This window comes from Collinsella aerofaciens (assembly GCF_019131995.1).
In the GTDB taxonomy this organism is placed as follows: Bacteria; Actinomycetota; Coriobacteriia; order Coriobacteriales; family Coriobacteriaceae; genus Collinsella; species Collinsella aerofaciens_S.
In genome coordinates, this window is the sequence record NZ_JAHONA010000028.1 from 20627 (window position 1) to 30289 (window position 9663).

At 57.7% G+C, this 9663-nt stretch carries 6 protein-coding genes; 3 read left to right on the forward strand and 3 right to left on the reverse strand.

Going from position 1 to position 9663, the window contains the following annotated elements; genetic code table 11:
* Positions 1-385 precede the first annotated feature (385 nt).
* Both KSY82_RS08455 and KSY82_RS08460 read left to right on the forward strand, forming a co-directional pair.
* Entirely contained in the window at positions 386-4249 is a 3864-nt protein-coding gene (locus KSY82_RS08455) for a DUF4430 domain-containing protein (protein WP_217750909.1), read from the forward strand.
* A gap of 9 nt (positions 4250-4258) precedes the next feature.
* The gene (locus KSY82_RS08460; protein ID WP_368042053.1) at positions 4259-5161 is read left to right on the forward strand and encodes a DUF4430 domain-containing protein; all 903 of its coding nucleotides are present in this window, start codon (positions 4259-4261) and stop codon (positions 5159-5161) included.
* 160 nt (positions 5162-5321) lie between these two features.
* Here the strand turns inward: KSY82_RS08460 and KSY82_RS08465 are convergent, their stop codons facing one another.
* The 3 genes from KSY82_RS08465 to KSY82_RS08475 all read right to left on the reverse strand — a co-directional run bounded on the left by KSY82_RS08465 (position 5322) and on the right by KSY82_RS08475 (position 8339).
* Positions 5322-5729, reverse strand: a complete 408-nt coding sequence (locus KSY82_RS08465; RefSeq protein ID WP_035137329.1) for a GtrA family protein — start codon at positions 5727-5729, stop codon at positions 5322-5324.
* Between the two features lie 219 nt (positions 5730-5948).
* The gene (locus tag KSY82_RS08470; RefSeq protein ID WP_022095122.1) at positions 5949-6344 is read right to left on the reverse strand and encodes a GtrA family protein; all 396 of its coding nucleotides are present in this window, start codon (positions 6342-6344) and stop codon (positions 5949-5951) included.
* A gap of 78 nt (positions 6345-6422) precedes the next feature.
* On the reverse strand, positions 6423-8339 hold the full coding sequence (locus KSY82_RS08475) for a fructose-1,6-bisphosphatase (protein ID WP_217750910.1): 1917 nt from the start codon (positions 8337-8339) through the stop codon (positions 6423-6425).
* A 320-nt stretch (positions 8340-8659) separates the two neighbouring features.
* Here KSY82_RS08475 and KSY82_RS08480 point away from each other — a divergent pair, with 320 nt between their 5' ends.
* Complete coding sequence (locus KSY82_RS08480; protein ID WP_254881772.1) at positions 8660-9550, forward strand: DegV family protein; 891 nt, start codon at positions 8660-8662, stop codon at positions 9548-9550.
* The last annotated feature ends 113 nt before the right edge of the window (positions 9551-9663 follow it).

Here is a 9663-nt window from a genome sequence, read left to right on the forward strand (position 1 = left end):
GAGTCCCCGAGATCAGAGGAAGACGTATCCTTTTGCTCGGCACTCCATCCCCGCCCTTTTCTATCGCAAACCATAGCTTTTACCTTGGGCTTCGCCTGTGTGCGGGGCCCTTTTGCGTGCTACCATAATGACAGTAATAATCGATGGCCTAGATGGTGGTGCGGAGACGCACGAATGCGCGGTTTTCCTGCGCGTTTGGGAGAATCGGGGTGCAAGTCCCCGGCTGTGCCAGTAACCGTAATTCCTCTTGGCCCGGGATGGCCGCGTCGCAGATCGGACGACGCGCCCGGGTCGGTAAGGTTAAGTCGGATCGCCTCCCATCTTGCACGCGGCCGCGGCGCTTGCCGTCGGTACGCGTTGGGCTCTGGAGGGAAGGGGGACCCCGATGGGGGTACTCGAGCGCAACATGCGCGATGACGTGGGGCAGCCGCTGGGCAATGCTCCAAGTGCAGACAATAGGAGACAAATGGATATGTTTGAGGACGAGTGCCAGCGTGCCTCGCTTCGTCGCCGTGGCGTAATCGCGCGCGGCGTGGCAAAGCGCTGCCTGGTGGCATTCCTGGCCTTCGCGATGGCCTTTGGCACCACGCCGGCTCAGCTGTGGGCCGAGGGTGCCGAGGGCATTACCGACGCTGTGGCTCAGGCTACGACGCCAGGCGAGGACGCAGCGCTTGTGGGCGGTACCGCTGAGCAGAGCGGCGCCGAGGTTTCGGATTCCGGGAGCGCGCCTGCAGCTAGTGCCGCCACTACAGAGGCAGCAACTGGCGACGAAGGCTCGGCGACGGGGGAGAGCCCTGCCACGAGCGAGCAGTCTTCGACGGCATCCGCTGGCCAAGCAGGATCTGCCGCCGCGGCTGCCGTCCAGACAGAGAACCCGACAGAAACTGGCGATGTCGTCAAGAAGCAAATCGAGGTCTCGTTCTCGATTATCGGCACCGATGCCGACGGCAAGGCTCAGACCTGGGTGGCGCCTACGCAGCTCAAGCTCGACGAGGGCGCGACGGCTGCGGATGCCTTCATTAAGCTGCAGGAGAAGACGGGCTTCAAGGCGAAGTACGATCCGAACACGGCATACGGTTTCTACCTCGAAAGCATCACCTCCCCGAGCGATGGCCGCACGCTTGCCTACGATCCGACGACTCATGCCTACTGGCAGCTGTTCGTCGACGGCGCGTCTTCCTCGGTTGGCGCGAGCAGCGTCAAACTCACCCAGGGGCAGAAGATTGAGTTTGCCTATACGGCTGGTAGCGCGTCCCCTGTCGTTAAGGACCAGCTTGCTGCGAATGTGACCGTCATTGGTCGCGATGCCCAGGGCAAGACTCAGACTTGGGTCGACAACGCGCAGTATGTGGTGACGTCCGGTTCGAGCGCGCTTGATCTTACGAAGGTCGCGCTTGAGGCGAATGATATTGACGCCGTTGCTGCGGGCTCCTTCATTCTGAGCCTTAAGTACAACGGTGTTGAGCTGGGTACGCCCCAAGATTATTCGACCTATTGGCAGCTGTTTATCAACGGCAAGTCGAGTGACTATACGGCGGACAATGTCACCATCCATGCTGGCGATACCGTCACGTGGTTCTACGGTGGCTGGGGAGACCAGTTGCCGTCCGATTCTGTCCATGCTTCCGTTCAGGTGCTTGGCAAGGACAAGGACGGCAAGCAGCAGGTTTGGGCTTCGACGGGCCAGACGAGTCTCAAGGCGGGCTCTACTGCTAAGGACCTGTTGGAGCAGACTGGTCTTAAACTCAAAGCTACAGAAGAGTCTTGGGGTTGGTACCTTAGGGGCATTACCTCGCCGCTTGACGGTAAGACCTATTGTGGCTCTGATGCTGCGACCAATAGCTATTGGCGCTTCTACGTAAAGGGCAAGTCCGACGCAAAGTACAAGTTCGCCGACGTTGGCGCTGGTGCCTACGAGCTCCATGAGGGTGACGCCGTCACCTTTATGTATGCTGGCGACAGCGATGCCCTCCCTGGTCAGGTGCTTGGATCCGCCGATATCATCGGCCCCGATGTCAACGGCAACAATACTCGCTGGGGCTCGGCAAGCAATGTTTCCCTGCCCGAAGGCTCTACGGCTCAGGACCTTATTGAGACGGTGCTGAAGGCGAAGGGCATTGATTACAAGGCCTCCCAGAGTGGTGCATACTGGTCCATTACTTCGCCGTTCGAAGACAAGTCTTACGGCTATGATGGTGCGACCGGTAAATACTGGCATCTGTATATCAACGGAGAGTCCTCATCTCTCTGTGCCAACCAGGTCACGCTCAAGAGCGGCGACAAGGTTACATTTGCCTACACCACCGAAAAATCGCCCATGCCCGATCCCGACAAGATTGTCGTGGACCCGAGTGCGACGACTCCTAATTGGGATGCCGAGTGGGCCGGCTACGGCAACAGTGGCAACGGTTCGACCGTAACGGATGCCAAGACGCCTGCGCAGGCCGCCGGTCTTAAGTGGGCCTTCGATTGGAAGGCCGAGTCTGGCCAGCAGTATGCCAACTGCAGCGAGCCTGTCATCGCTAACGGCTTTGTGTACATCGCGACCGAGAACGAGCTCATTAAGATCGATTCGTCCACGGGCAAAAAGGTTGCCTCTGCGCCGCTTGCCTCTAAGGTGAGCTATACCTCTCGCCCAATCTATACCAATGGCCTTATCATCGTTCCGCTCAACGGCGGTGCGGTCCAGGCGATTACTGCAGACAAGCTGATCTGCAAGTGGCTGTCGCCTGGTTTGACGGACTTGACGCAGAGCTCCTGCACCGTCGTTTCGGACGGCGAGTACGTCTATGTAGGCTCGGTCGATATTTCGTATGACGAGAATTACAACGCGACCTACGGCAACGGCTCCTTTATGCGCATTAAGATTGCCACGGGCGAAGTTTCTTGGCAGAACATTGACGCTTTCGAGGGCTATTACTGGACTGGTGCGGCTTTGACGGATAAGTATGCCATCGTTCCTACGAGCGCGGGCACGCTTAAGTGCATTGATAAGACGACGGGCGATGTCGTTTCGACCATGAAGCTCGGCGCTCTCGCGAACGCCGACTGTGTCGCCGATCCGTCCAATGGTTCGACCTTCTATCAGATGACGCACGATGGAAAGCTCCATGTGATTTCGCTTTCGGCGAAGGGCGTACTGAGCGAGCAGAAGACGGTCGACCTGGGTCTTACTAATAACATGAGCGCACCGGCGGTGGCTGGCGAAAACTTGATTGTCGGCGGACAGACGGCTACTGGCTCTGCTCTGGCTCTCTATAATCTGAAGACCGGTAAGACCACGATGGTCACCGCTGCTGACGGTAAAGAACTGCCGGCCGGATTTAACGGTATTGCTGCTACTCCGCTGGTGAGTGTTCAGGGCGGCAAGACCTATGTGTACTTCACCGTTAACAGCGCGGATAGCAAGGATTACGTCAACTACTCTGCTGGTGGTGGCGTGTATCGCTATACGCTCGGCGATGCAGAGGCGACGCAGATTTATGATGCGGCTGGCCATTACCAGCACTGCGACTCTCCGGTCATTGCCGATGCATCTGGCAACCTGTACTACATCAATGACTCGGGCACGCTGTTTAAACTTGGAGCTGTCGAGTCTTGGACGGTTGCCTTTAATTCCAACGGCGGGTCTACTTGCGACACTAAGTTTGTTGCTACGGCCGACGGCAAGCTGGTCAAGCCGGCCGATCCGACGCGCGATGGCTACACTTTCGGCGGTTGGTATACCGATGAGACTTGCACGCAGGCGTATGACTTCAGTACGCCGGTGACGGCCGACCTGACGCTGTATGCCAAGTGGACTAAGAATGCCGTTAACCCTGGCGGTAATGGCGGTTCAGGCTCCAATGGCGGCAATGGCGGCGTTGGTTCGAATGGCGGCGGCGGTTCTAGTACCGGTACTGGTTCCGGCACTGACGCTGGCACGGGTTCTGGCTCCGGCTCGAAGGGCGGCGCTATTGCCCCGGGCAAGAAGCCGGTGACCAAGACGACGGTGTCGACCAAGACCGAGACCAAGGACAACAAGTCCGACAAGAAGTCCGACAAGAAGTCTGACAAGAAGGACAACAAGTCCGACAAGAAGTCCGATTCCAAGTCCGATACGGGTGCTGCTTCCATGACCACTGCTAAGAAGTCCTCTAGTGCTTCCGAGCAGGAGACGGGCACCAACCCGCTCGCCATTGTTGGCGTTGCCGCCGGCGTCATCGGTCTCGCCATCGTCGGCGTGTTCGTGTTCACCAAACGTCGGTAGGTGAGGGCTGTGTCCAATAAATCCAAGGACGCTGACCCCAAGCAACCAGATTCCTCGTTCATTCAGCTCGATGATCCAAAGCAAAAGGGCGCCGCTTCGGCGGCGTCCACCTCTCGTCGCAAGGCGCTCCTCGGCGTTCTGACTGCTGCATGCACCATTCTGATCGTCGTCTCGCTGGGTTTCGTCCATCCTTCCACAAGCGGTGCCTGGTCCATCGACTGGATCATTCAGACCGTGACGGGGGAGAGCGTCGTCACCAAGGACACCAAGGCGTCTGGCTCGACTACGACTTCGGGCGAGGCCAGTTCCAAGGATTCCAAGTCATCGAATGACGCAAAAGATGAGTCCAAGGGTTCGAACGACGACAAGGACGATTCCGAGTCTTCAAACAAGGAATCGGACAAAAACTCGGATAGCAAGAAGTCCGAGGACCGGGGCGGCAAGAAGTCTGGCGATAAATCCGCTGCCCAAAATACGGGAGCCAGTGATACTTCCAATGCGTCTGGCGGTGCTTCTTCGGGCGGTGGCCAGTCGTCTGATGGAGCCTCATCCTCTAATGGTGGAAACGCCTCCTCGGGCGGCCAGAGCGGCTCACAGGAGTCCAACTACGTTACGGTGACGGTTTCGGTCACATCGAGCTCTGTGGGCAATCCTGTGTCCTCTGGTGGCACCTTTACCTTTAACGAAGGCGCTACCGTCTACGATGCCCTGTGCGCGCTGGGCCTTTCTGTCAACGCACATGGCTCGTCGTACGGTACGTATGTCTCCGCGATTGGTGGTTTGGCCGAGAAACAGTACGGCGGCACGAGCGGCTGGATGTACTCCGTCAACGGCACAACGCCCATGACGGCCTGCAGTAACTACGTTCTCTCCAATGGCGACGACGTTGTTTGGTATTACGTAACGGGCTAGAGGCCCCGACATAGCGCGCCAGACGGGCGGTTCGGACCAACATCCGGACCGCCCGTTTTTCATGCGAATGGGACTGGGTCGCCGGGTCTCTCTGCAAACAAAAAAACCGGTTGGAACGGGAATTCCAACCGGTTATACATTCAAGCAAATAGTGAATCGACTACGACCGTGCGCCCTCGAGGAAGAAGCGGCGGCTGAAGTAGTTGTACCAGGTGACGAGGAACGTGGCGATGGCCTTCATGGCCTGGTAGCCGATGCTCAAAAACGTGACGCCCACAAACATATACAGGTCGTTGAGGCCCAGGCCGATCACCGACAGGATGGTGAAGATCGTGAACTCGCGCTTGCGGCTCATGCCTTCGCGGTGGTCGAACACGTACTTCATGCTGAGCCAGTAGTTGACCACGACGGACGTGATAAACGAGATCGTGGTGCTCATCAAAAAGTCGAGGTGGAACAGCTCGACGAGCGCAATGAGCATGCCCCAGTCGATGCCAAAGGAGATAAGACCCACGACGGCAAACTTGAGGAACTGCTTGGTATGAGGTTGTGCCAGCGCCTTGCGCACGTAATCACATCCAATGCGTTGATGAATCGAGCAGAGGATACTTTAGAGCTTTTACAAGGGAAACGTAAGGTCTTTGCCAAGAACTATATGAACTCGCCAAATTTTCAAGAGCTAATCCGCAAACGTTGAAAATTTGCCCGTAAACGAGCGACACCCACGGACGATACTGCGCTGAGTGCGCGTCGTCCGTGGGCGCCGTAATGCTGCAGGGGTTTCGAGCTATTTTGTCTCGTCGCCCTCCAGGAAGATTTTTCGGGTCACAAAGTTGTAGACCATGACAAGCGCGGTGGCGCAGATCTTGGCGATATTGGCCTCGAGTCCCAGGCCGGCGTTGAGCGCCAGCACGATGCCGTCGTTGAGCACCAAACCGATCACGGACAGCACGACAAAGATGATGAACTCGCGGCGGCGGCTCATGCCTTCCTTGTGCGCAAACACGTACTTCATGCTTGCGAGGTAGTTAAAGATGAGTGAGATGATAAAGCCGCTGGTGTTGGCGATTAGGATGTTGAGGCCCAGACCGTAGTGGAGCAGATTCATAATGCCAAAGTCGATAACCGTGGCAATGACACCGACGACGCCAAATTTCATGATCTGCGCAAGGAGCTTTTGCATGGTACCTGCCTTAAGCTGGCGCCGAAGCGCCGCGGGGATGACAAACTCAGCAAGTTTAGCCAATCCCCGCGGGTGGTGCTAGGCGCGCTCCTCGATAGCACCGTTTCTATATGCATCGAGCAGCTGACGCAGGTCTTGGATTTGGCTGCGGATCTTGGCGCCAGTATCGGTGTCGCTCACCATGCGGCGACGGTCCGCTTGGTCAAAACGGTTGGTCTCGCTTTCGATGTCCACGTTGCGCGTGAGTGCCTCGGCAACCGTCGTAAAGGCCCGGTGCGACTTGAGGCGGCAGCCGCGCGAGCTCGAGATGAGCGTATAGCCGGCGATGCCCGTCTTGGGATGGTAAGCGCGGCAGAAGCCGCCATCGATGACCAGCAGCTTGCCCTCGGCGCGGATGGGCTGCTCGCCCTTGGTGGTTTTAACGGGCGTGTGGCCGTTGATGATGTGGCCGGTCGGCGAGCATGCCATGGGCGCGACGCCAAACTCGCGCATGATATCATCGCAGACCGAGGGCGACTTGGTAAGCGTAAAGTACGGGTCCATCGGCTCGACCCAGGTGCTCTTATCGGCGATATAGGCGCGCTCAAAGGTACGCACCAGGCGTCCGCTGGCGGGTGAATTGAAGCCAATCCACAGGTACCACATCCAGTCGAGGGCATCGCGGTCGCCCACGCGCCACGCGCGGCGGGCGATGTGGTCGCAAAAATCGAGATAATCGCGGCCAGCGTGCCAGGTGCCCAGGCAGTTCATGCTGCTAAAGGTGCCGTCTTCGTTGAGCGGAACGCAGCCGTGGAAGAGCAGGTTGCCGTTGGCGACCTTGTAAATCGAGCCGTGGGAATAGAGGAAATCGATATGGCGATGCAGGTGATCGGCGGTGACAAACTCTGACACGAGCTTGTCGATGATGTGCTGCTCCTGAGACGTGAGCGTGTAGGGGTCCGCCGGGTCGACGGTGGGGAAGTCGTTGGTCGTGAGCGGCCACACGCTGTCGTCGGCGAGCGTGACCGTGCCGGTGTCGTGGTCGATCTTGTCGAGTAACAGGCGGTCGGTCATATCGAACTCGGGGTGGCGCTGGATAATCTGGCCCTCGAGCTTAAAGAGCAGCACGTTGATGGCCTTGATCAGCGGGGTGATGGACTCACCGGCGGTGTAGGTGGCATCGGCAAAGGCGACAAGCTCACGCAGCGAGATGCCGTAGTCGTTCTCCAGGATCTCGTAGTTGTCGTAGCGTAGGTTGTTGCGCAACACCGTGGCGATGCAGGCGGGCTCACCGGCCGCAGCGCCCATCCACAGCAAGTCGTGGTTGCCCCACTGGATGTCGAGTGAATGGTAGGTGAGCAGACGGTCCATAATCTTGGCCGCGCCGCCGCCGCGGTCGAAGATGTCGCCCACCAGGTGCAGGTGGTCGACGGCCAGGCGCTTGATGAGCGAGGCGAGCGACTCGATAAAGTCGTCGGCGCTGGCGGTCTCCAGGATGGACTCCACGATGCGCTCGTGATAGCGCACGCGATAGTTGTTCTCGTCCGGGTGCGTGTGCAACAACTCGTCGATGATGTAGGCGTAGTCGCGCGGGATGGCCTTACGCACCTTGGAGCGCGTGTAGCGGCTTGAAAGTGAGCGAGCGACCATGATGAGCTGGTCAAGCATCGTCTTGTACCAGGTTGGCGAGTCCTCGCGCCGGCTGCGGACCAGGTCGATCTTCTCGCGCGGGTAGTAGATGAGCGTACACAGCTCGCCCTTTTCGTCAAAGGAGAGCGTGTCGCCAAAGATCTCGTCGACATGTTCGCGCACGACGCCCGAGCAGTTGTTGAGGATGTGCATAAAGGCTTCGTACTCACCATGCACGTCGCTCATAAAATGCTCGGTGCCTTTGGGCAGGTTGAGGATGGCCGAGAGATTGATGATTTCGGTAAACGCGGATTGTTCGGTGGGGAACTGTCTCGAAAGCAGGCGCAGATACTTGAAGTCTTGCGGGTTGCGATCGAATGCGACCATGAAACACCTTCCGATGGGGCTGGTAAAACTGATAAACAGCGTCAAACGTTTACCAGTATGCGCCGCTTTTGTTTCGATTTTGCGCCAGCGGCTGAATTGTCGGCTGAACGGTTTGGTAAATCGATTTAGTTGAGGTAGATATGGCGGTTGGGTGGAGACGACAGAGGGTGTTTTCTCAGATATTTATGCGTGGGGCCGGTGGAGACGATGGTGGTAAAGATGTTCACTATATTTGGTTCGATTTGGTAAATAGTGGACATATGTACCGCATGTAGGCTCACTGTGCGATAATTTGCGCAGCAATGAGTAAGGAGCCTCATATGAGTGATTTTGTCCTGACCTGTGAATCCGCCGCCGACCGAACCCGTGAGTTCTTTGAATCGCGCAATATTCCCGTCGCGTATTTTCATTACGAGATCGACGATGTTGTCTATACGGACGATCTGTATCAGTCGATTACGCCGGACGAGTTTTTTGCCCAGATTGCCGCGGGCGCCATGCCCAAGACGTCTCAGGTGAGCGTGGGCGAGTACGAGGAGTTTTGGGAGCCGTTTGTTGCCGAGGGTAAAGACGTGCTGCACCTGACGTTGTCGTCGGGTATTTCGGGCACGTATGGATCGGCCTGCGTCGCGGCGCAGATGCTCGCGGATCGCTATCCCCAGGGCGGCAAGGTGCGCGTCATCGATTCGCTGGGGGCGTCTTCGGGCTTTGGTCTGTTGCTGGAATATGCCGCCGACGTGCGCGATAGCGGGGCTTCACTCGACGAGACGGCCGCTTGGATTGAGGAGCATAAACTCAACCTGCACCACTGGTTCTTCTCGACCGATCTGTCGAGCTACCTGCGCGGCGGTCGCATTTCGGCCGCGAGCGCGATCATCGGCACGGCGCTCAAGATTTGCCCGCTTATGACGGTCGATTGCGAAGGTAAGCTGTCGCCACGTGAGAAGATTCGCACTAAGAAGCGCGCGATTTCCGAGATGGCTAAGACCATGATGGCACACGTGCTGGACGGTGCGGATTATTCGGGTAAGTGCATCATGTCGCACTCGGCGTGCCGCGAGGATGCCGAGGCAGTTGCGGCGCTGATTGAGGAACAGGTTCCGCAGCTTAAAGGCAAGATTGAGATCAATGACATCGGTACTCTGATTGGCTCGCATACCGGACCTGGTAAGGTGGCGCTCTTCTTTATGGGCGACAAGCGCGTGGATTAATTTGCCCCATCACGTCGCTGCATGATTGCTCAAACGAAAACGGCCCGTCTCACGTTTGTGAACTGCCTCCCATTTCTTGGACATGAGAAATGGGAGGCTTTCTTTATGCGCGT

Excerpts from the sequence above, each read along its gene's own strand:
- KSY82_RS08455 (WP_217750909.1), top strand. The coding sequence starts at position 386 with ATGGGGGTACTCGAGCGCAACATGCGCGATGACGTGGGGCAGCCGCTG.
- KSY82_RS08470 (WP_022095122.1), bottom strand. The coding sequence starts at position 6,344 with ATGCAAAAGCTCCTTGCGCAGATCATGAAATTTGGCGTCGTCGGTGTC.
- KSY82_RS08475 (WP_217750910.1), bottom strand. The coding sequence starts at position 8,339 with ATGGTCGCATTCGATCGCAACCCGCAAGACTTCAAGTATCTGCGCCTG.
- KSY82_RS08480 (WP_254881772.1), top strand. The coding sequence starts at position 8,660 with ATGAGTGATTTTGTCCTGACCTGTGAATCCGCCGCCGACCGAACCCGT.